The 698-nt window shown below is 61.9% G+C and carries 1 protein-coding gene; it reads right to left on the reverse strand.

Features of this window, described 5'->3' with window-relative positions; all coding sequences use genetic code 11:
• Nucleotides 1-5: 5 nt before the first annotated feature.
• Nucleotides 6-698: DUF6624 domain-containing protein (locus AX690_RS10245; RefSeq protein ID WP_231732167.1), on the reverse strand; the 693-nt coding region annotated here is incomplete at its 5' end.

A 698-nucleotide genomic window follows, 5' to 3' on the forward strand; every position in this document is an offset into this window, starting at 1 on the left:
GGACGCTAGGGCGGATGCGGGACGCAGACGCCATACATCTTGTCCAGGACAGCCAAATACTCCGCCATCGGCTGCAATCCCATGGCCGCTCGTCGCGCCTCAAGTTCTTCTGGCGCCTCAAGGTCACTCGGGACAGCGTACTTGCCCTCTTTGCACGTAGTGCCTTGCGTGCCGTAACGCTGAGGTCGCCGATCTGTCGTCGCGACACGGTCATATAGCCGCGCGTAGTCTTCTGGCCGCGCCTCGCGCGCCTTTGCGAGAGGCCCCAAGAGCGAGAGGACCTGTCGCTGGAAATCGATGTCGCCCGAGTGATTGGCGATGAGCACCGCCGTTGCGGCGGTGCGCTCAGATGTCTCCGAGATTTTTGGCCAACCATGCGCGGCGATGATGCCCTTCAGCCGCTCGGTATGAGCTCGATCCTGTTCGTCGATGACGAGTCCTGCTTGAGCTTGCACCTTCGCACGTATCTCTGGGGCAAGATCGCGGGTTGCCTCCAGCATGCTTATTCGCATGGCGCGATCGACCTCGCCCATCCCAGCGATAGCCTCGATGACGTTTGCCCTGCTGGCGACCCCCTTCAGCTTGGCGATGACAGGCGCAGCCGCTTCGGGTGGCAGTGTCTCAGCACCTCCAGACACAGGGCTGGTTGCAAGAGTAAGCGCGGTGAGGATGGCCGTAGGATTCATCTGAACTCCCCC

It is taken from the genome of Caulobacter sp. CCH9-E1, assembly GCF_001556515.1.
In the GTDB taxonomy this organism is placed as follows: Bacteria; Pseudomonadota; Alphaproteobacteria; order Caulobacterales; family Caulobacteraceae; genus Caulobacter.